Raw genomic sequence first — 22,765 nt, forward strand, 5'->3', positions numbered from 1 at the left:
ATGAAAATATATAGAACTATCATAATTTTAATTTTCCTTTTAGCGTTTGAAGGTAGGGCGCAGGTAAACGAAATAATTCATGTTGAAATTGATTGTGAAACATTACCATTGGAAAATAAACTCAATTCAGAGGCAAATGACTTTAGTCCCTTTATAGTAGGGGATATGATTTATTTTTCTTCTGACCGAGATCCAGATGCACTTGTAGAAAACGAAAATAATTGGAGTAAAACAAAACAAATTAACCTCTATCAAGGTAAGCTTAAAGAAGGGGTAAGTCCAATTGGTAAAGTAAAGGGTGTACGCTTGGTTTCTGAAAAATTCACCGCAAATAGTCATACTGGTCCTGCTTGTTTCTCAAGGTCTGGGGATACATTGTTTGTTTCCAAAGTTATGACGGATAAAAATAATGATACAAATTATCCGCAATTGTATATGGCTACTAAAGATGGGAGCAAATTTGGGAAATTGCAAGAGTTACCGTTTAATATTAAAGAATTTTCTTTTGCTCACCCTTATTATGATTCTTATGATAGAACCTTGTACTTTGCTTCTAATAAACCTGGTGGAAATGGAGGGTACGATTTATATTATTCACAGCTAACAAACGAAGGTTGGGAAGATCCACTTCCGTTAATTGGTTACAATTCTGCGGGAGATGATGTGTTCCCGTTTTTAATTGATCGTATTTTGTTCTTTGCTTCAAACGGATGGAAGGCAGGGCAGGATCTAGATGTATATTGGAAAGTTCTGGACACTAAAATTGAACCGGAGAATTTAAAAGGAGTTAACTCTAAAGCTGATGATTTTGGTGTTTTCGTTCAACCGGGCATGGAAAAAGGATTTTTTTCGTCTAATAGAAATGGTAACGATGATTTGTTCTATTTCGATATGGTTCGAATAGTGACGATTAGAAATGAAATTACTGGAGAGTTCAGGTACAAAAACTTAGATGCAAATGCTGCAAATGTAAAAGTTCAAGTATTGGATGAAAATGAATTTGTTCTTTTTGAGACTACTACAAATGAAAATGGTGAATTTATTATCACAGAGGTCGATCCAGACAAATTATACGCAATTCGTGCTGACAACGATAATAAAGGAGAGTTAGAATTGACGCTTAAAGGTGCTGGTGAAGGAGTTGATATGATTGGCGATAAGCGAAATGTTTTTGCTTACAAGAAAGTTGATATGACGAATGGAGGTACTTTAGCATTGATTCCTGACAACATGATTGATATCTCACTTAATCAAGGTCACCTTTCTGGTCAATTGATCTATGAAAGCGAGCCGAGTAGATATCCAAGTGGGATGGAAGTGGTATTGGTAGATGAAGAAGGCAACGAATCTATTAAAAGGGTGACGGATGATCATGGTAATTTTGAATATAAGGCGCTAAGTCTTGCTAAAAATTACTTATTAAAGGTTCCTGCAGGAGATGATGATATTGTGTTAATGATATTCGATTTAAATGGGAATGTTGTTGCGCAAATGAAAACTGATCAAGACGGTGTGTTTACATACAGAAATATTAGACCTGACGCTGGACTTAAATTGGATAAAATCACCGCAAATGATGAAGTTTTTAAATATACGTCACAGACAATATATGGGTATTTCGAATATGACAATAATAAAACATTGAATCGTGAAGGTTTAGCTGTCACGGCCTTTTTAGAGGATGGAACGCCAATTGAAAAAGAAATTACCGATCAAAATGGAGCATTCAGGTTTCGAAATTTACCTCCACAAAAGAATTTGTTGTTTAAGTTAAGTGGAGTGGATGATGGAATGATTGAAGACGATTTCACTTTATATATTTATGATCGATATGGTAAAAAAGTGGCTGGGTTGAAAAAAGGTCAAAATGGGTATTTCACATTCAGACCTTTAGGATATGATAATACGAACGCGTTGAGCACAGTTGAAGAAGACCATTTGTCGTTTATTCTTGGTAATCAAAATAAAGAACGAGAAAGAATTCTTGTTTATTTTGATTCAAACCAAAGTAAAGTGAAGTCCGGGGACACTAAAATTTTAGATAATGTAGCAAAGGTTTTAAAAGAAAATCCTTCAGTTAAAGTTGAAATTAATGCGTATGCGGATTCTAAAGCCACCGATGAATACAATTTGATATTATCTGGTAAAAGAGGGGATTGGATTGTCGATTATTTCGTTCGTAAAGGGATAGATAAAAGTCGATTTATAGTGAATGCTTATGGTGAATCGAAACTTGTGGACAAGGAAAATGATGCCTTAAACAGGCGTGCTGAAATTCATCTTTATTAAGGTAAAACCGTAATCATTGGAAAGTTTTTCGATTGGATATAATTAGAGTAGAAATTACAATAAAAAAACTCCCGACTTAATCAAAGTCGGGAGTTTTTTTATTCGTAACACTTCGTGTTACTCTTCTTTTTTTGTTTCCTTTTTCTTTGGAGGTTTTTTATCTTTTTCAATTTTAATATCAACCTCTTCCTTCTTTTTGTTGTAGGAAATTTTGATTGTATCACCTTCAGTAAGTGTAGAATTGATTATTTCTTCCGCTAAAGGATCTTCAATGTATTTTTGAATTGCTCTATTCAATGGTCGAGCGCCATACTTTTCGTCGTACCCTTTATCAGCAATAAAATCTTTCGCATCTTCCGCAACTTCAATCCCATAACCTAATTCATCAATTCTGCTATATAACTTCTTTAATTCAATATCAATTATCTCATGAATATCTTTACGTGTTAAAGAATTGAAAATAATCATGTCATCAATACGGTTTAAGAATTCAGGTGAGAATGCCTTTTTTAGCGCATTTTGAATGATTTTTTGAGAATTTTCTTCTAATTGAGACTGTTGCGCCTTTGTTCCAAACCCAACACCAGTTCCAAAGTCTTGAAGCTGTCTAACTCCAATATTCGAAGTCATTACAATTATTGTGTTTTTGAAGTCGATTTTACGGCCTAATCCGTCCGTCATGTGTCCATCATCTAAAACTTGTAAAAGAATGTTGAAAACATCTGGATGCGCTTTTTCAATTTCATCAAGCAAAATTATTGAATAAGGCTTACGTCGAACTTTTTCTGTTAATTGTCCGCCTTCTTCATATCCTACGTATCCCGGAGGTGCTCCAACTAATCTTGAAATCGAAAATTTCTCCATGTATTCAGACATGTCTACACGAATTAATGCATCTTCAGAATCAAACATTGTTCGCGCTAAAACTTTAGCTAGCTGTGTTTTACCTACACCTGTTGGTCCAAGAAAGAAGAAGGATCCAATTGGTTTGTTAGGATCTTTTAAACCAGCGCGGTTACGTTGAATGGCTTTAACAACTTTTGCAACCGCTGCGTCTTGTCCGATTACATTCCCTTTAATTGTTTCACCCAGGTTCATGATTCGACCCGTTTCCGACTCTGAAACTTTTCTTAACGGAATACCAGTCATCATTGATACAACTTCAGCAACATTATCCTCCGATACAACTACACGGTTTTCTTTTGCAGCCTCTTCCCATCGTTCTTGCGCCTTTTCTAATTCAGCTTGTAAATTTTTCTCTGTATCTCTTAACTCTGCTGCTTTTTCGTACTGTTGACTTTTAATTACATCGCCTTTTTTATCTTTGATTTCTTCGATCTTTTTCTCCAGTTCTGTAATTTCTTTTGGCACATTTATGTTTGTAATGTGTACGCGTGAACCAACTTCATCCATCGCATCAATCGCTTTGTCCGGTAAGTTTCTGTCAGACATGTATCGTTCCGTCAATTTTACACATGCTTCAATTGCTTCTTCCGTATAAGTAACATTGTGATGATCTTCATAACGTTCTTTAATATTGTTCAAAATCTCGATTGACTCAGCAATATTTGTTGGTTCAATCAATACCTTTTGAAATCTTCTCTCAAGTGCGCCATCTTTTTCAACATACTGTCTAAATTCATCTAACGTTGTAGCACCGATTACCTGAATTTCACCCCGAGCCAAAGCCGGTTTAAACATATTCGAAGCATCAAGAGATCCGGAAGCACCACCAGCACCAATTATTGTATGAATTTCGTCAATGAATAAAATAATATCTCTCGACTTTTCCAGCTCATTCATTACGGCTTTCATTCTCTCTTCGAATTGTCCTCTATATTTTGTCCCGGCTACCAAACTAGCCAGGTCTAAAGAAATGATTCGTTTATTGAATAAAATCCTTGAGACTTTCTTTTGTACAATTCTTAATGCCAATCCTTCTGCGATTGCAGACTTACCAACACCTGGTTCACCAATTAAAATGGGGTTATTTTTCTTTCTCCTTGACAAAATTTGCGAAACTCGCTCAATTTCAAGTTTTCTTCCTACGATAGGATCTAACTTGTTTTCTTCGGCCATTGCTGTTAAGTCGCGGCCAAAGTTGTCAAGAACAGGAGTTTTAGATTTGCCGTCAGCAGTTCGTTTTGAACTTGAACTGCCTTTGTATCCTGAACCTTCATTCCCTTGTTCATCGCTTTCTTCAGCATTGCCCGGGAATTCAGCTTTCGGATAATTCTCTTCTTCAATCATTGCTTCTAATTCTTCTTTAATGTTTTCATAAATTACACCATATTTATTTAATATGCGTGTTGCTAAATTATTCTCTTCTCGCAATATAGCAAGAAGAATATGCTCAGTGCCTACTTTATTACTTTTAAACAATTTAGCTTCTAAATAGGTTATTTTTAAAACCTTTTCGGCTTGTCTAACCAAAGGAATGTTATTCGCTGTAATGCTTTTAACACGACTTTCCTTTAATGTTTTTTCTAGTTCCAAGCGAATTCGTTGCAGGTCAACTTGGAATTCAAGTAGCAATTTTATTGCTAAGCCTTCACCTTCACGAAGAATGCCCAGTAGGATGTGTTCGACTCCCAAATAGTCATTCCCTAGTCGCAAGGCTTCTTCTCTACTGAAGGAGAGTACGTCTTTTGCGCGTGCAGAAAAATTTGCGTCCATAGTTTTCTTCTAATCGTTTTATTAAAGGTAAATAATTATACCAACTTTTATTTAATACTTAAACCGTTTTATTCAAGCGATTTTATACGTTTTATTGTATAAGACGTTAAACTTGACCGTTTATTTCAGAATTTGTGATGTCATTTCTGAGAATTAAAATAACCCAATAAATTCTGATTGTCAAAATACGAATAACAAATTTTATACCGATTGTTAATAAAGATTATTTTCATGACATTTTTGTTAATAAGTCGCCATAATGACATGAATTTCCTAGCCAAATAATGCCTATTTTCGGACTTTGTAACTAAAATGTAAATGAGTAATATGTCCGACGGAGAAAATATCATCAAAATTGACATTGACGAGGAGATGAGATCAGCCTACATTGACTATTCAATGTCGGTTATCGTATCTAGAGCATTACCAGATGTTCGTGATGGATTAAAGCCTGTTCACCGAAGAGTGCTTTATGGAATGCAAGACTTGGGAGTTTATTCCAATAGACCTTATAAGAAATCAGCGAGAATTGTAGGAGATGTATTAGGGAAATATCACCCTCATGGGGATTCTTCTGTTTATGATACAATGGTTAGAATGGCACAACCTTGGTCATTACGTTACCCAATGGTAGATGGACAAGGTAACTTTGGATCTGTCGATGGTGATAGTCCTGCTGCAATGCGTTATACGGAGTCGAGATTGCAGAAAATTGCGGAAGAATTATTAGCGGATCTTGACAAAGAAACTGTTGATTTTTCACTCAATTTTGATGACTCTCTTGAAGAGCCAACTGTCTTACCAACGAAGGTGCCTAACCTTCTTGTAAATGGTGCTTCTGGTATCGCTGTAGGTATGGCAACTAATATGCCTCCTCACAATCTCTCAGAATGTGTTGATGGGATTACGGCTTATATTGACAACCGCGAAATAGATGTTGAAGGGTTGATGGAGTTTATCAAAGCTCCGGACTTTCCTACAGGTGGCGTAATTTACGGTTATGAAGGTGTCAAAGAGGCATTTGAAACTGGAAAAGGTCGTGTTATCATGCGCGGAAAAGCTATAATTGAAGAGATTCGGGAAGGTAAGGAGGCAATCATAGTTACTGAAATTCCTTATCAAGTGAATAAGGCAGATATGATTAAGAAAACCGCTGACCTCGTTAATGAGGGTAAAATAGCAGGAATTTCTGATATTCGCGATGAATCGGATCGAAATGGTATGCGTGTCGTTTATGAGTTAAAACGTGATTCTATACCTAATGTTGTGTTAAATAAATTATTTAAATACACGGCGTTACAATCCTCTTTCCCAGTAAATAATATTGCCTTAGTAAAGGGTCGTCCTGAAGTGCTGAATCTTAAGGATATGATTATTCACTTCGTTGACCACAGACATGAGGTTGTTGTTCGTAGAACGAAATATGAATTACGAAAAGCGGAAGAGCGCGCTCATATCCTAGAAGGATTGATTATTGCTTCAGATAATATTGACGAAGTAATTAAATTGATAAGAGCTTCTAAAAGCCCAGATGAAGCAAGAGAGAAATTAATCGCTCGCTTTGATCTATCGGAAATTCAAGCTAGAGCAATCGTTGAAATGCGATTGAGACAGTTGACCGGCCTTGAACAAGATAAGTTAAGGGCTGAATATGAGGATTTAATGCTAAAAATTGCTGATTTAAAAGATATTCTTGCGAATGAAGATAGAAGAATGTCAATCATCAAAGAGGAATTAGCCTATATCAAAGATAAATACGGAGACGAACGTCGTTCAAAAATTGAGTATTCAGCGAATGAAATGCGTATTGAAGATTTAATTCCAGATAAAGAAGTTGTCATTACTATTTCACATGCTGGTTATATTAAACGTACGCCATTAGATGAATACAGAGTTCAAAGTAGAGGTGGTGTTGGTGCTAAAGGTTCTGCTACACGAGATAAAGACTTTTTAGAACATTTATTCGTAGCGACAAACCATAACTGGTTGCTTATTTTCACAGAAAAAGGAAAATGTTTCTGGATGCGTATTTTCGAAGTTCCTGAGGGGGCTAAAAACGCAAAAGGTAGAGCGTTACAGAACTTAATAAATATCGAACAAGATGATTCTATTAAGGCATTCATTAATGTTCAAGATATAAAAGACGAGGATTATATTCAAGACAAATATATCGTTATGGCCACCAAAAAAGGTGTCATAAAAAAGACGAAGTTAGAGGCGTACTCTAGACCACGAACGAATGGTATTAATGCTATTGGAATTCGAGAAGGAGATGAGCTATTAGAGGCGAAGTTGACAAATGGTTCGAACGAAATTATGCTTGCGCTAAAATCAGGTAAAGCCATACGATTTAATGAAGAAAAAGTGAGATTCATGGGTCGAACAGCTTCTGGTGTAAGAGGTATTACCTTAGCTGACGATAATGATGAAGTAGTAGGGATGATTGCGGTTGAAAACGAAGAGGCGAATGTCTTAGTTGTTTCTAGTAATGGTTATGGTAAACGTTCAGAGGTTTCTGATTATCGAATTACAAATAGAGGAGGGAAAGGTGTTAAAACAATTAATGTAACTGATAAAACAGGAACTTTAATTGCAATGAAAAATGTTTGTGATGATGATGATTTGATGATTATAACACGTAAGGGAATTACTATACGAATGCATATTGATGCATTAAGAGTTATGGGGAGAGCGACCCAAGGCGTAAAATTAATTAGCTTGAGAGGTGGAGATGAAATTGCTGCTGTGGCTAAGGTGTATCGCGATCGTGAAGAAGAAGATGAAGTAGAATTAGATGAAGATGGAAACCCAATTATTACAGATCAAATAAATGACTCTGAAGAGGAATAGACTTTATCAAATAGATAATATGAGAAAGCCAATGGAGTAATTCTATTGGCTTTTTTGTTTTGTGATTTTCGTTTTGAAAAAAAGTCCTTCATATTTAAAAAAGTTTGGCGCTTAACCCTTTGAATTATTAAGAATCATTGCTTATTTTTGTGGAATGGCATAGAAATTGGTTTGTAATTTATGGAAACACACAATTTCTGCATCAAGTATAAAACGAAAAAAAAATTTAATGAAAAAAATATTTTTAACATTCGGTATTGCCTTAATTGCTGGAGCAAGTATAGCTCAAAAAAGTAATGTAACGAACGCTGCTTTGGCATACAAAGATTATGAGTCTAATTTCCAACAACAAAAAGCGGAAGAGGCTGTTAAATCAATTATTGAGGCAAAAGGATATATTGATAATGCGCTCAAACATGAAGATACTAAAGAGGATCCAAAATGTTTGATGTATGCTGGGAAAATCTATATCAGTACAACAATGGCTTATGCTCTAGATTCTGCCTCGTTTCAGGGTTTAAATGTTGAGAAAACAGTTGAAGACGGATTTTCGTATTTAAAACATTCAAAAGAAGTTGATAGAAAAGGAAGATATGAAGATGACGTAGATGATTTTGCAAACTACTGGAGAGCATTGTTGTCGAACCAAGGAATAGCCGCATATGGAGAAGAAAAGTATCAAATGGCGATGGGTGGACTTTTAGGTGCTGCTCAATTTGGAGAAGTTTTAGGAATAACTGACTCTTCATTTTATTTCTTTGGTGGACAAGCTGCAATCATCGAAAAAGAGTACGAAACAGCAGCTGAAGCATTCAAAAAATGTGTAGAAGTAAATTATAATGTTGCTCAAAGTACAGGTTTTTTAGCTGAAGCTTTAACTGAATTAGGAAGAGCAGAGGAAGCTGAAAAAGAATTAAAAGCTGCCGTAGCTAAATATCCTGAGAATCTCGAAGTTTTAATCCAAATGACAAACTTCTATATTGATCAAAAAAGAAATGAAGAAGCCGGTAATATTATTGGTGAAGCGATTAAGTTAGATCCAAGTAATATTTCTCTTGTTTACACGTCTGGTATTATATATGAAAACATGGGGGCTTTAGATAAAGCTGAAGCAGCTTACAAAAAAACGGTTGAATTAGATTCGAAAAATACCGACGCCATGTACTCTTTAGGTGTATTCTTCTTTAATAAAGGAGCTGATGCTAATAATGCTGCGAATGAACTTTCAATATCTGATCCTCAGTATGAAGTTCTCATCGCAAAAAAGAAAGAGTTTTTTGCAAGTTCTGTTGAATGGTTAGAAAAAGCCGACTCATTAAAAGAGAATGATTTACAAATATTAGAAGCCTTAAAAATGGCTTACGGAAAATCCGGAGATGTTGAAAACTTTAAGGCAACTAAAGCAAAAATTGCAGAGCTTAAAGGTTAACACTAGCTTAATTTTTTAATTACAAAATCCCATTTGATAGACGTAAAATCGCATCAAATGGGATTTTTTTTGTGTCAAATATGATAAGATTAAGAAGATCGTCTGAATATCTTATTCCTACAAAGGATAGAAAGGAGCTTTACGATATTATAATTACAGCGTATAGGTTGACTGAGGTAGAGGTTTGGGGACATGAATATGAGCGGATTAGTTTTGTTGATTATAATAAACTTATTGAAAAAGGAGAAATTATAATTGCTTATTGGCATAATCAAGTTGGAGGAGGAATTCATTATTATGAACGTGAACCAGGAGTTTTTGTTTTTAGTTTGCTTGGAAGCGATTTTGATTTAGCAGGAAAAGGAATAGGAAGGGCTTTGGTAGAAGAAGTTGAGATTGCAGCAAAAGAAAATGGAGCAAGAGCGATTCAATTAGAAATTTTGAGACCTAAAGGAATTGAAGTGCCATTTAAAATTAGAATTAAAAATTGGTATGAAAGAATGGGATATAAATTTACCCATTCTGAAGACTTTGCAAAAGTACACCCCATAAAAAGTAGAAAGCTAGTTAACCCTAGTAATTTTGATTATTATTGGAAAGACTTGGGTTGAACCCTAAATAGCGATATGCAGTAAACCAAAAATGGGGTAGTGGTGCAATTATTTTAATTTCTTCCTGACTTTTCGGGTGTTGAAAGACTATTTTTCTGGCGTGTAAAAATAGGTTAGATAAACCAAACTCTTCAACAAACATTTTGTTATGGTGCCGATTTCCATAACGATGATCCCCAATTATTGGGTGGCTAATTTTGTTCATGTGCTTTCTAAGTTGGTGTTGACGTCCCGTTTTAGGGTAAAGTTTAATTAAGCTGTATCGACTTGTTGAATAGGGTTGTACCGGAATAGGTGTTTCTTGCTGCTGGGCGGTTTTATAATAGGTTAAAGCTGTTTTATATTCTTTCGATTCCGAATTTTTAATGGGTGTATCAATCACACCTTCAGATTCTGTGTAACCTCTGACTATCGCATAATATTCCTTCTGGATTAATTGATTTGCAAATTGTTCTTGTAAGGACTGTGCCGAGGCTTTGTTTTTAGAAAAAATAACAATTCCCGATGTTTTAAAGTCCAAACGATGAACAGTGTGAATCTTAAATTCCCCAAAATCTATTAAATCAATTAAGGTTGGTCCTTTTATATTTCTAGCGTAATAAGAAGGGTATACTAGTATATTATTTGGCTTATTTACGACCAATAAATCTTCATCCTCGTAAAGGTTTTCAATTTTCATTCCGGTAAATATAGAAGAATATGTTTTTGATCGCTACAACACAAGAAATTCTAGAATAAGATTTGCTAAAAAAACTTTCTTTAAATTGGTAAGTGTATTAAAAGTGAAAAGGGGACTGAAACCTTTGTTTCTTGTCCCCTTTACCGCAACCAACTTTTTTAATATGAAAATTTTCTACTAATCTTCATAATCAATACAATCTTAAATGACTTTTCCCCTAAAAAAAATAATATTTTTTTGTGTTTTTTTTGTTAAGAACAGTTAATCACCTGTTTATCAATTGGTTTAAAATCCAATTTTATAAGAGAAATTTGGAAGTACGGGTATTGATTTTAATGGATTTGATATGATTTGACCGGTTGTTTGGTCGATATATTGTACTTCAAAAATGGCTGGATTATTTGAACTGAATAAATTATAAACACCAAACTTAACAGTGTGCTCAAGCTTTTTACCTTGTTTATAATATTGAATATTGACATCAACTCTCGTGTATGGTCTACCTCGTGTTGTGTTTTTCTTTCCTGGTGGGTCTTGATCAATATTTGAAAAAGATCCATTTGCACTAAATCGAAGCACATTGATGTGTGGTCGTGGAGAATTGTAAACAAGATTCATACCCACCATAAAAGATTTTGAAATGGTGTGATGGAATGCGGCTTTAAATTGATGACGATTATCATAATTTGAATAATACTGATTTCCCAAATTAATTGAATCGAATTGTCTGGTTGATTTGGACAAAGTATAAGTCAATAACATTCCTTTCTTTTGTTCCGAAACATCCATACTTAACTCAATTCCTTTTGATTCTCCTGACCCTTCTGTTAGAAAGTCAAAATTAGCATAATCTGCACCATTGGATAAATATTCAAAAGTTTCAGGGTATGCAAATACACTTTGGACATATCTATAATAAGCAGTTGTATTAATGTTAATGGTTGGTTTCAGTTGATATTCAAACGATATCTCAGTTTCATACAATTCCTGAGGAGCCATGTCTGCATCAGAAGGAAGCCATAAATCGTTTGGTAATTGGATAGCTGGGTTCGCAATTAAATGCAGGTATTGGAACCTCCTATTACCGACCCAAGTTATTGCCGTTTTTTTTGTTGGGAAAAAACTGGCTAAAAATCGTGGTTGCAAATTTAAATAAGAAGCTTCTGCATTCGTAAAATTCGTCAACCTCACGCCTAAATTTAAATACCATTTCTTTGTTTTTATATGGTCTTCAAGATAAATAGCAGATTGATGTGCAATAATCTCAGGGATATCTTTATTGTCATAATAATTTTCAAAATCAAAATTATTTGTCCCTAATCCATCTCCTTGAATTTCAACCGTAGTATTTTGCTGAAAATAAAAACGTGGATTAAAATTCCTGTAATTGTACTTTAAGCCAAATCTTAGGTTGTGCGTTTTTGATGCAGTAAAATCAAAATCCGCCTTAAATCCATAATCGTAGTTGTCAGAACGGTTATCAATAACGAACAAATCGTTGTTATAATTTTCATCATCCCTGAACTCAAATTCATCGAGCGAAGAGAAGCGATGTTTATAGTCACTGTAGTTTAAGGTGATGTTCATGAATAAATTTGTTCCAAACAAATGGTTCCAACGAATAGAGGCAAGTGTGTTTTCCCAACCTAAATCAAACTTAGAGTAGGTACTGTTATATTGGTCAATATTTCTCAGAGCAGATTGATAAACGATATCTTTTCCATTAAAAAAACTCAGGTATAAACGATCTTTTTTGGAGAATTTATAGTTCGTCTTGATGTTTAAATCATAAAATTTAGTTACTAAATCATCGACTGTATTTTCAAAATACATTCGGCTAAAAACTGGATTAAAAAAATAAGCAATCGGTGAATATCTGCCGGCTATTAAAAAAGAACTTTTTCCTTTGTTTAATGGCCCTTCAATTGATATTGCCGCATTTAAAAGATTAGCTTCCGCTGTTCCTCTATAATTATTAAGATCCCCTTCCCGCGTTTGAACATCCAATATGGATGAAACAGCTCCACCGTATCGCGCTGGGAAATTCCCTTTGACCAGTTTCACTGTCTTAACAGTTTCTGGATTGTAAGTAGAATATAGTCCTAATAAATGATAGGGAATGTATATTGGAGATCCATCCAGCAGCATTAAGTTTTGGCCGGATTCATTGCCTCTTACATTAATTCCTCCAAATCCATCGGATTGAGCTTGAATACCAGGTAGCATTTGTATCGTCCTTACATAATCGGTCTGACCATTTAAACTAGGGGAGAATTGCGCTAAACGTTCTGAGATTTCGATTATATTATCTTGATCCATTGAAACAGAAGAATATTCTAAAAATTCAGTACTATCTTTGAAGTCTATAACTACGATTGGAAGATTATCAACTGGTTCTAAATGTATTCCAAAAGGTCCGAAAGGCAAGTCTTGAGTTGTTAACGATTTTGTCTTATAGCCAACCGAGCTAATGTAGATTTTCTGTGAAGAAACTGGAATTTTTAAACTGAAAAATCCGAACTCATTTGTAATTGCGCCAATTTTTCTATTCGGTGTGTAAATTCGAGCTGCAACAAGACGTTCACCTGTTTCAACATCTTCAATATATCCTGAAATTGATTTTAATTTGGTTTCGTCTATAAACAACAAAACTCGGTTATCACCGAGCATCTTATAGGAAATAGTTGTTTCTTGTAGTATTTTATCGAGTACGTGCCGAATAGGTTTGTCTTCCAACCTTAGATTCACTGGCCTAGCGTTAGCGAAGAATGATGGGCTATATGCTATATCTAAATCTGTTTGTTGGGCGAGTTGGTCAAGCGCTATTGGAATAACCACTTCGTTGACTGAGAAACTGATTCTTTTATCGAGTTGATTTTGACTACTTGAAGTGATCGCAATCCCCAGAAAAAAAAGAAAACTTAAATACTTAACTATTGACATCCTCCTCCTACTAGTACATAATTATCTTTCGATTCTTCTTGAATTGAAACATCTAGTACAGTGGAGATAGTGTTTAATACGGTGATTAATTTTTCATCCTCGAAATTAGCAGTGAAAGGACAATTGACCAAACTTGGATTATCTACTTTAAAATTAACATTATAATACACTTCCAAATCCTCTAGCACATCTGAAAGCAATGTGTTTGAGAAAGAAAGTTTTTTAGTTAACCAAGAAGATTCATTTGGACTTGAATTCTGATCTTCCTTGAGTAGGTTTCCGTTATCACGATTAACGCGAACTTTTTCGTTCATTTCAAGTTCAGACTGATTTGATTCTGATTCAACACGAACTTTTCCACTAATTACAGCAACTTCTGTATATGTTTCATTTTCTAATGCTCGAACATTAAAACTTGTTCCTAAAACAGTGATGTCTTCGTACTGGGTACGAACAACAAAAGGGTGATTAGCATCTTTTGCAATTTCAAAAAATCCTTCACCTCGCAGTCTCACCTCTCTGGTGTCATCAGAAAATGATGTAGGGTAGGTGAGTGTACTGTTTGCATTCAGGTGGATTACAGAACCATCAGCTAAAACTATATTTTCCGGTTGATTACCTGTCTTAAATTCGACTAATTGATTGGATGAAAATCCATCATAAAAAAACCAGGTCGACGCCAATCCAACAACCATCGCAAATCCGGCAGCAATTCTCCAGGCTTTTCTTTTCAATGGAACAACCGGTGTTTCGTCGTGCTCGTCCAATGATTGAATGCGATCTTGTAAAAATTTGAATTCTTGATTCACATCAATATTTCCAGCTAAACCTTCAAGGTCTTCATCTGATATATCCGATAAATTCCAAACTGCTCGAATTGTTTCAGCTGTGAATTTATTTTCTTCATCTTGCTGAATCCAAGCGTTTAAGGCCTGCAATTCATCCGAACTAATCTCTTGAGATAGTTCTTTGTGAATTAATTCTATGTAATCAAATTGGCTCATTATAGCTTTACGCTTTTTCTTTATAACAATATAGGAGGCGTAATCCCCTAAACCTCATTGAGTTTTTTTAAATATGGTTCTAGCTCTGCCTTTAACAGTTTTACTGCGCGAGTAATTTGGTTTTCTACCGTTTTTGGAGAAATATCCAATTTTTCAGCAATTTCTTTTAAAGACATACCTTCTTGCCTTTTTAATATAAATATCAATCTTGCTTTTTCTGGTAAATTATTTAAAGCAAGATCAATTCTCTTTTTTAATTCTTCCGTTTCAAACGCTTTATCTGGCGTCAATTGAGTCCCTTCAGTTTCTTCGAGAATTTCATCTGACGTAAATTTCGAATTGTATTTTATTTGATTTAAACAGCGGTTGATAACTGCTCTTTTCAAATAATTACGAATAGAGATTTCCGTACTTAACGTTTCTCTATTTTTCCAAAATTGAAAGAACACTTCTTGTACAACTTCTTTAGCTGTGTCGACATCTTTTGTAATATTAATGCCTACACCCAACATCAACTTATAATGGGTATCATAAATCTTTCGGAACGCTTTTTCCGACCCCTTACTCACGGCTAATATTAACTCCTTATCTTCCAAAAAAATGGCTAATTTCAGCGAAGATAAAGCAAATATGCAACTTCTACAAAAACCTAAGATACATTTCTATCGAATATATACAGGTCCTAATGTTTAAAACTTATTTCTTTTCTTCAAAATATCCACGCAAACTTCCCTTTAACCTCGAAAATAGTATTTTGATGTGGTAATGGATCCAAGCCGTGTTTGTTACGTGATTTCCATTCTTTTTTTGTTAAATCATAACCTAAACCAATCTCTCCTCCAACAATAAGACGTTTGTAAAGAATAAAGCGTGGCTCTATTTTTAATCTTAAATTTAAAAAAAAATTCCTAGAGCTATTTTCTGCTTGTCTTAAAAAAAGCCAACCGGCGTCTGTGCCAATACAGATAGGTGTTCCAAAAATTAAATTTCCATTGTTTTTACTTCCATCAATCCACCTTATACGAAATGATTGCCATGGAATTCCTAAATATCCGCCATACAATTTTGCACGAATCTCTTTATTCGATAAAATGACACGAGGTAGGTAAAAGCCAAGGTCAAAAAAGAGTTCACGTTTCCCTGATACCGGTCCAAAAGTTTGTAAATTAATCGTCCATAATTCTCCCTTAAAGTCTAAATAACCTGAGCTGAAACTCGAGGTCAAAAACCGTGACTGACCTAAAGAAAATCCGGCCGCCCACCAATTGTCTTCTGTCATTTGAGCTTTCACATCAGCGTGATTCAGTAACGCGATATAAAAAACAAGTTTAATTAGTCTTACAATTGACATTTTACGAGGTTTCATAAATCTTCAACCATTTTTTAGCTTTGCTAATATCTGAAAACACTTTCATTGGATGTTTATTCTTTGAACTTAATAAGTGAAAGCGAACCAATAATCGTTGTGCTAAGGAATTAAATATAAATGCTTCGGCTTTTGCTTTTACCGGTACTGTTAAAGCATATTTTCTAGCATCTAGGGTTGCGCTGCAATAGGGTCTAAATTCGTGTATAACTAATTTTGATATTCCTTTTGACCATTCTTCATATTGTTCAAAATTCTGACTTAAATCTTCAATTGTTAAGACGGCCTCCTCTTTATAAATAACATGAAAAATAGAATTATCTATTATATGGATTGTAGAATTTTTATTTTTGATAATGGAATTCAACAGCAGTATTATTAGTAGGACTCGAAAATAAAAAGTTTGGTCCAATTACCCCAAAAAGACTTGACGGAATAATATTTTTTTAGTTAACATGTAACTTTTAAAGGTTAATTGACACTTACAGAGTAACGTCTTAAAATTTAAATGTCAAAAACAAAACAAATAGCTTTTCTTAAATTGTACGAACCGGTTCATGAACGGTTTGAACGTTTTTGTAGAGTTCGAGTTTATGGTGATGGTGATTATCGAGATTTGATGCATGAAACATTGCTCAAAGCGTTTGAGAAATTTGAAACTCTGAGATCGGAAAAGGCATTTCTTTCATTCTTATTCAGTATAGCAATTAGAATTTTATCAAATCAAAATAGAAAACGCAAAGTTGGACGTTGGGATAGTGATGAAGAAGCTAATCGAATTATTGATTGCAATGCCGATTCTTCTCAAAGACTTGAATTAACTGTGTTTTATGAGATTCTCGGTAAGCTTCCAGATGATCAAAGAGAATCATTGATTTTGTTCGAAATAAGCGGTTTCTCTATACGTGAAGTGGCAGAACTACAAAACTCTTCAGAATCAGCTGTAAAACAACGATTGCGGAGAGGACGATTAAAGTTGAAAGAACTCTATTCAACTAAATATTTAACAATAGATAGCGAATGAAGATGGACGATGAATTGAAAAATATTGAAGATTTATTTAAAGATAGTAAGGGAGATGCTACGGAATATCACTTCCAAGAGCTGCGTGGCGCTTTTATGGAGATGACAGATAAAAAAGACAGTAAAAAGAAATTTTCTAAAAAAATTAAAATTTTAATTATGCTAAATGTATTTATCGGGACAGTCATTTTGGTTGGAAGTTTGGGACTTTCTTCAGAGTCAAATGGAGCTAAAAGTAAAATTGGTGCACAGGTCTATAAAAATAAAGACACCCAAATCAAACATCCTGTTTTAACAATTGAAGAGTACTCACAAGAATCGGAGTTGTACGAACCAAGTACTCAGCCGCTTTTTATTGATAAAATAGCTTCTAAGCCAATACCTAATCTACAACAAACTAAAAAAGCTGTTGGTTTTAAACAGAAAAGACCAGGGATTATTGCTTATAGTCAGCGTTTTAAAATAAGTCGACAAACGAGATTAACAGAACTTGAACAAATTAAACTTGATGCATGGAGCAAAGGCATTTTATTCGATTATCATGCTTTTATAGAGAATGATGAGTTAGTCAAGTTGAACTATAGCCTAATAAAAGCTCAGTCAACAAATTCAATTCCATTACCTAAACAAACCATAGACTTGCAAAAAGGGGTTGAGCATTCATTCGGTTGGCTCGTAAAAGAGGACGGAATAGTGGAGTTGAATCATGATGTTGATCATGTCACAGCAATTGAAGACAGTCTTAAAATTCAACCCGTTTTACCTTACGCTCAAAAATTTCAATTTTATAAAAATACGAGTGAGAAGGAATTAGAGCGGATTAAAAATATCGCTTTGAAATCGGGAATAAATTTCAAGTATAAACGGAAATTCGAAAATGACAGTTTGACTTATGCACTAATTGAAATGAGTTTGAAAACTGTTGAAATTAGTACCGTTACTAAAATTGAATTCGAGTATCCACAGGATGATCATGATACCACTATATTTGGTTGGTGCAATGATGAAAATGGAAAATTTGTCGAATTCAGGGTTGGAGGCGATGAGGAGTATAAACAACAAAAGAAACACTTTACAGTAGATAGCGAAGATTTTCCTATTAAGCACTATATCACCATAAATACGACCAAGTCTGAAATTGAGGAGATTATGGAATTGGCGAGGTTGGCGGGATTAGATTTGAAAATTGATGCAAAATATCGATTTAACAAAATGAATTCAATCAATATTGTAATGAAGAGAGGCGAAAGCTTAAATAATAAATCCAGGTATAAACGAATAGTCTCAGGGATGAAGGAAGAAGATTGTTTCGTGATAATGTGGAAAGAAAACCGGCAACGAAAAGCAACTGATTTTCATATTGATTTATGTGAAAACTTAAAATAAAATGATTAATCCATACGAATAGAATTCAACCAATTTTTGGCTTCATCCACAGACGAAAATGCTTTCAAAGGGTGAGTGTTTTTCCTTAATTTTACAAACATGTTGAACATGATGCGCTGTGCTAAACCTGAGAAAACATGTGCCTCCATATCTGCAGGTAACATTTTTGACTCCAAGGTTTTTCTGGCATCAGCGTCAATCGAAAAGTACTTTCCGGCAACGATTAATTTTTTGAAATGTTTACGTTTTCCTAAAAGCAATTCTTGATCAGCAATCATCTCCAAAACATCCTCACTGTTAAGATGTTGATTATCGGGTATTTCGAATGTGATAAGTTTTAGTTCTTTATCATATTCTACAATGTACTTGTCCCGTACCCATTTATTTTCCGCTTTAAGAATCATAGTTGTAATTCTTTGAAAATAATAAAAAGTCTCAACATAAACAAAACATTTAATAGAATAGGAGAGGGGGGCACTTTATGAATGAACGGGGAAAAGTCATTTAATTTTAGTTAAATACAAAAGGGAGATTCATTTGAACCTCCCTTTATAGTTTAAAATATCGTAAGGCTTAACGCATGAATAAAGCAGCAATAAACCCTCCAATAAAGGCGACTATGTAAATAGAGAGAAATACTATTAAAAAGATTCCCAAAAACTTATAATGAGATTTCAAGTTTTCAAAGCTTTCAGTTAAGCTAGTGTTACTTTTTGATTTTAACGCGAACTTCATTTTGGTTCCAAATTTATACAAGTACATCACCGGAAAGAAATAAATTCCTGCCATAATGATATATATAAATCCAATAGAAGTAGGACTTAAACCACCTCCGAATGTTTTCATACGAAAATTAACGTTACCCACTACAAAAAATAAGGCGATCAACAACATAAGTCCTATACCTACAAATCCCAGAATTGCAATAAAATTGGCCCATTTAGCCGTTTCTTTTAAATAATTAACAGCGCTATTTGATAAGCTTAATTCGGTTTGTATTTGTTGTTCGTCAATTAAATCATTTTCCATAAATCTTGTTTTAGTTTTGGCCGAATATAATAAAAGTAAGTTGAACAGAATAAGACACTTCGTAATTCAGCAAGCAGGCATTTGAAATTAGAAGTCAATGTAATCTTTGGATGTTATATTTTATAAGGTGTTAGTTTGGAGGTGTATTCTGATATGATAATTAATCTTGTTATGTTACTTAGCTTGGGTTGTGTGTTGGGAGTGTACGGACAACTGCCGACCTCGTTGTCGGGCAGTAGTATTTCAGATTTATTTGTATTTTGGTGGGATGATAAAAGGGGATACTTACGAAGTGCTTATTCAAAAATTATTAGACCAATGCAAAAAATGGTCTAAAGGAGACAGGGTAGGTCGTCTATATGAAATAGGTCAATTTGAATTTGCTAAAGATTACACAGATATAGAATGTGAAATACTGTTTGATATAGCGATATCATCTGAGATGTTTGAAACTTATAAAAAGGAAACTAAATACCGTAACTCATTAATTAAACTAACAAAAGAAGGGTATAAATGTATTTCAAAAAACGACTGGAACTATCGTAAATATTTAAAATCTTTAAAAAATGAAAAAAGGGATATATACCATAAATTGTTACTATTGTTTATTGGTTTGTTAGCTGGAATAGCTACCAAAGTAGGAACAGAGTATGTATCAGAATTAATAAAACACAAAAAGGAAACACCAAGAGAATACAAAAAAAAGTGTTCCTTTCAGTATAATGAAGTTCACGATACCACTTATATAAATTCCGAACCCAAGCAATCGGATTCAGTTTCTTATTAATTTATAAGAGGGTAGCTGACAAGATGTAACGCTTTGTAATCTATTGCCAATAGCATACCCTTAGTGCGCTTGGAAGTAGGTCTATTTAACATAATATCGCATTATATTTGTGTTTCGTAGAAATGAATATAATGGCTTATTATGTTACTTAGCTTAGGTTGTGCGGTGGGAGTGTACGGGCAACTGCCGACCTCGTTGTCGGGCAGTAGTCAATTGCTTTTGTTTTGTTGTAATTGCTATATTTAGGGTATGGAAAGAAAATCAAAAATAGTTAGGGTTAAGCATATTCATGGACATGATGACAAGAATAGTTATTACGAATATGAATTAATGCCGTTTAGTGAATGGATACGTTTGGATTCTAGTACTACTTATGGATTGAAATCTATAAGATACCCATATAAATGGTATTCCATAAAAGTTCTATGGGAAATACCAACTTATCTACTTCTACGGTATTCTACAAAGCAAACCAAACAGATTACTAACAAGCAACCTTTTATTATCATAAAAGCTATGTTTTCTATCATGGAAATTGTTTTAACAATTGTTGGCGTATACCAATTATTTCAATAGGACAATTAAACTCTTCACCCTTAGTGCGCTTGGAAGTGGGGCTATTTAACATAATATATATTATAAGATTCAATTCAATTTCAAAAATCTCTAAGATCCATCATTCTAATTTGATATTTAACACTTTTATTCAACATTACCTATTATGGCTATAAACCAATTCCTAATTTAACAGAACTAAGAATCATTTAATATTCTTTTTAAATAGTTAGTAGCATTAAGCGGACCAATAATATCTGAATAAATAAGGAGTTAAAAATACGAGATAATTATTGAAACAACTTCCTTATTTTCTTAAACTGTTTTATATCAATTTTTTACTATCTTGTTTTAAAATAAAGCTATGAAACGAATATTACTAATATTGGCTATGCTAAATTTCATTTGTCAAAGTCAAACCTCATTACACTGTTATGTTTACGGCAACCCGTCGAATGTTTTTGAAGCTTCTAATACAAAATTTTTAGTCAATGAAAGTTTATTTGGGGGTGAATACAATGCTTGTGGTACTTCACCTGCAATAATTGTTGCGGTAATTGAACCTAGTCTATCATTTGAGGAGTGTTTGACATGGGGAACATATTATGAGAGTGATTCAGTTATTTATAACATCGAACATAACTTTGGAAATTCCAATAATAACGGTGGTTGCAGAGCAAGAGTGGAGAATCACTTTGTATTTTATCAAGATGATCATGTACAGATGGATTCTTTGATAAGCTTGTTAAAAACTAAGATACCTAATGCGGCTCATGTTTTAGTCTATTCATGGTATAATTTGGACCCTGAGACAATTGAAGAATTATCACCAGAACTTATTGATACCTTCCACGAACTTGGCTGGACTGATTTCAATTATGACCTAGGTAATATTCCATTTATCTTGTATTCAGAAATTGGCAGTCCCCTATTCGCTCAATCAATTTATGGTGTAGATGCAGAAGATGAAGTTTCACTGGATATAGATTTTGAATGTGATCTTATTTCTTATTCAGATACTATTGGTGTTGATGAGCCATCTGATGATGATTCTACAGTTACAGATTTAGGATTTAAAGATAATGTGTTAGACTTTAAATTCTTTTGTGATGAACAGACCATTTTTATTAAAGGTGTTGAAGCAGGACAATTAGAGGTTTTGAATTTACATACGTTGCAAGGCAAAGAAATATCTTTTACCACCATAGTCAATACAAACTCTATTCAAATATTTCCTTTAGAAGAAATTCCAAACTACGTAATTATAAGTCTAATGAATATGGAAGGAAGTCCAATCCGAAAATTAGTGACCAAGTTATAAATGATATTTAGTGATTTTGGTTCAAAGCTCCACTAAATTGAAGCTTGTTTAAAGATTTTTAGTTAAGAAATTCATTCTTAGCTAAAAATCAATTAATTAGAATTAAACTTAAGACTATCGTATAAATTTCAGCTTATTCTATGAAGATATGGATTTGAAATATTTTAAACGAATCTCGTGGCTTACATTATGTTAAATAGAAGTTTTAGAATAAAAGGATAAAGTGTATCAAAAATAATTATAAATTTATAGGCAAGTAAAAAGACGATTTGATATGAAAAGGATTTTTTTCCTAGTAACAGTTGGTGTTTTTGGACTGACTGCCTGTAAAACTGAAGGATGTACAAATCCATTAGCTTCTAACTTCAATGCTGATGCGGAAAAAGATAATGGCTCATGTACCTATGAAAGTGATATATTAGTTTATTTAGATGAAACGGACGCAAGTTTGTATCAGGGCGATCATCCAGACATGGATCATATTAAAATATTCTTGGATGGCGCCGAAATAGGTAAACAATCAATATTTAAATCGAAAACCCTTTTTCCAGAATGTGGGGATACTGCTTGCTTTAATCATAAAGTTCAACTTAAAGATGTAACAGAAACTGGATTTAGAATTGACTTTGTTGATAACTTAGATAACGAGCGTGGAGGAATTACCTTTAATTTAGAAGCCTCGGAATGTAAAGTGTTTCGAATCAATTACGTAGATTAAATTTTGACTTATTAACATGAAATAATTGTTAATCTTTAAATAATAAGTTGCGCCCTCGAATTAATAACTATCTTTGCGGGCTGAAAAATACGTAACTTA

18 protein-coding genes are annotated in these 22,765 nt (G+C 33.8%); 9 read left to right on the plus strand and 9 right to left on the minus strand.

Annotated features, from left to right (window positions below):
• Complete coding sequence (locus A8143_RS00935) at positions 1–2,289, plus strand: OmpA family protein (RefSeq protein ID WP_070137084.1); 2,289 nt, start codon at positions 1–3, stop codon at positions 2,287–2,289.
• 117 nt (positions 2,290–2,406) lie between these two features.
• Here A8143_RS00935 and A8143_RS00940 read toward each other — a convergent pair whose 3' ends face one another.
• Entirely contained in the window at positions 2,407–4,965 is a 2,559-nt protein-coding gene (locus tag A8143_RS00940) for an ATP-dependent Clp protease ATP-binding subunit (RefSeq protein WP_070137086.1), read from the minus strand.
• 327 nt (positions 4,966–5,292) lie between these two features.
• On the opposite strand from A8143_RS00940, the gene gyrA reads away from it, so the two are divergent.
• The 3 genes from gyrA (at position 5,293) to A8143_RS00955 (ending at position 9,855) form a co-directional block, all read left to right on the plus strand.
• On the plus strand, positions 5,293–7,815 hold the full coding sequence (gene gyrA, locus A8143_RS00945) for a DNA gyrase subunit A (RefSeq protein ID WP_070137087.1): 2,523 nt from the start codon (positions 5,293–5,295) through the stop codon (positions 7,813–7,815).
• Positions 7,816–8,044: 229 nt separating this feature from the next.
• On the plus strand, positions 8,045–9,244 hold the full coding sequence (locus A8143_RS00950) for a tetratricopeptide repeat protein (RefSeq protein WP_139134226.1): 1,200 nt from the start codon (positions 8,045–8,047) through the stop codon (positions 9,242–9,244).
• Positions 9,245–9,324: 80 nt separating this feature from the next.
• Positions 9,325–9,855: a GNAT family N-acetyltransferase gene (locus tag A8143_RS00955; protein ID WP_070137094.1), complete on the plus strand. Its 531-nt coding sequence runs from the start codon at positions 9,325–9,327 to the stop codon at positions 9,853–9,855.
• Here the strand turns inward: A8143_RS00955 and A8143_RS00960 are convergent.
• The 6 genes from A8143_RS00960 to A8143_RS00985 form a co-directional block, all read right to left on the minus strand.
• A complete protein-coding gene (locus A8143_RS00960) occupies positions 9,818–10,534 on the minus strand; it encodes an RluA family pseudouridine synthase (RefSeq protein WP_070137096.1) in 717 nt (238 codons plus the stop codon). The two genes, A8143_RS00955 and A8143_RS00960, sit on opposite strands and share 38 nt — an antisense overlap.
• Before the next feature lie 285 nt (positions 10,535–10,819).
• Positions 10,820–13,477, minus strand: coding sequence for a TonB-dependent receptor (locus tag A8143_RS00965; RefSeq protein ID WP_070137099.1), 2,658 nt, complete (start codon positions 13,475–13,477; stop codon positions 10,820–10,822).
• Positions 13,468–14,481, minus strand: a complete 1,014-nt coding sequence (locus tag A8143_RS00970) for a FecR family protein (RefSeq protein WP_070137101.1) — start codon at positions 14,479–14,481, stop codon at positions 13,468–13,470. The genes A8143_RS00965 and A8143_RS00970 overlap by 10 nt, the downstream gene beginning before the upstream one ends.
• Before the next feature lie 47 nt (positions 14,482–14,528).
• Complete coding sequence (locus A8143_RS00975; protein ID WP_070137103.1) at positions 14,529–15,077, minus strand: RNA polymerase sigma factor; 549 nt, start codon at positions 15,075–15,077, stop codon at positions 14,529–14,531.
• 113 nt (positions 15,078–15,190) lie between these two features.
• The gene (locus A8143_RS00980) at positions 15,191–15,832 is read right to left on the minus strand and encodes a hypothetical protein (RefSeq protein ID WP_139134227.1); all 642 of its coding nucleotides are present in this window, start codon (positions 15,830–15,832) and stop codon (positions 15,191–15,193) included.
• Position 15,833: 1 nt separating this feature from the next.
• A complete protein-coding gene (locus A8143_RS00985) occupies positions 15,834–16,214 on the minus strand; it encodes a DUF7793 family protein (protein ID WP_070137107.1) in 381 nt (126 codons plus the stop codon).
• 141 nt (positions 16,215–16,355) lie between these two features.
• Between A8143_RS00985 and A8143_RS00990 the strand changes: the two genes are divergently transcribed.
• Together A8143_RS00990 and A8143_RS00995 are read left to right on the plus strand one after the other, a co-directional pair.
• Positions 16,356–16,871, plus strand: coding sequence for an RNA polymerase sigma factor (locus A8143_RS00990; protein WP_070137109.1), 516 nt, complete (start codon positions 16,356–16,358; stop codon positions 16,869–16,871).
• On the plus strand, positions 16,868–18,256 hold the full coding sequence (locus tag A8143_RS00995; protein ID WP_139134228.1) for a hypothetical protein: 1,389 nt from the start codon (positions 16,868–16,870) through the stop codon (positions 18,254–18,256). Before A8143_RS00990 ends, A8143_RS00995 begins: the two co-directional genes overlap by 4 nt.
• Positions 18,257–18,261: 5 nt before the next feature.
• Here A8143_RS00995 and A8143_RS01000 read toward each other — a convergent pair whose 3' ends face one another.
• Together A8143_RS01000 and A8143_RS01005 are read right to left on the minus strand one after the other, a co-directional pair.
• Positions 18,262–18,660, minus strand: coding sequence for a DUF7793 family protein (locus tag A8143_RS01000; RefSeq protein ID WP_070137113.1), 399 nt, complete (start codon positions 18,658–18,660; stop codon positions 18,262–18,264).
• 169 nt (positions 18,661–18,829) lie between these two features.
• Complete coding sequence (locus A8143_RS01005; protein WP_070137115.1) at positions 18,830–19,285, minus strand: DUF5362 family protein; 456 nt, start codon at positions 19,283–19,285, stop codon at positions 18,830–18,832.
• Positions 19,286–19,553: 268 nt separating this feature from the next.
• On the opposite strand from A8143_RS01005, the gene A8143_RS01010 reads away from it, so the two are divergent.
• The 3 genes from A8143_RS01010 to A8143_RS01025 all read left to right on the plus strand — a co-directional run bounded on the left by A8143_RS01010 (position 19,554) and on the right by A8143_RS01025 (position 22,666).
• The gene (locus A8143_RS01010; protein ID WP_070137116.1) at positions 19,554–20,072 is read left to right on the plus strand and encodes a hypothetical protein; all 519 of its coding nucleotides are present in this window, start codon (positions 19,554–19,556) and stop codon (positions 20,070–20,072) included.
• Positions 20,073–20,991: 919 nt separating this feature from the next.
• Positions 20,992–21,948 carry a hypothetical protein gene (locus A8143_RS01020; RefSeq protein WP_070137120.1) on the plus strand — a complete coding sequence of 319 codons (957 nt, stop codon included), beginning with the start codon at positions 20,992–20,994 and terminating at the stop codon, positions 21,946–21,948.
• Positions 21,949–22,222: 274 nt separating this feature from the next.
• Complete coding sequence (locus A8143_RS01025) at positions 22,223–22,666, plus strand: hypothetical protein (RefSeq protein ID WP_070137121.1); 444 nt, start codon at positions 22,223–22,225, stop codon at positions 22,664–22,666.
• Positions 22,667–22,765: the final 99 nt, after the last annotated feature.

The sequence above is a fragment of the Crocinitomix algicola genome, assembly GCF_001661595.2.
In the GTDB taxonomy this organism is placed as follows: Bacteria; Bacteroidota; Bacteroidia; order Flavobacteriales_D; family Crocinitomicaceae; genus Crocinitomix; species Crocinitomix algicola.